We start from the raw sequence: 274 nt of genomic DNA on the forward strand, positions 1-274 counted from the left end.
GGGAAAGACAACCAACAAAGAAGATGTGAGACTGATTAGTGCAAACCCAGGCGGCCCACAACGTCGAACGAATGAATCGCAACAGAGACCCGACTTTCCCGCGCTGAAGCCCCCATGCAACAGAGCCATGCGAGGATAAGTCGGCGAAGGTTACGTAGGGATAAACTCAAGAGGTTCACTATCTTTTAGCTACTTGTTGTTATCGTATCACATGTACTGCTCCACGGCCGAGTATATAAGGCCTAGGGGGCACCCCTTCAGATCGATCGACCCT

Source organism: Candidatus Kosakonia sp. 282A-S69 (assembly GCF_029433855.1).
Taxonomy (GTDB): Bacteria; Pseudomonadota; Gammaproteobacteria; order Enterobacterales; family Enterobacteriaceae; genus Kosakonia; species Kosakonia cowanii_A.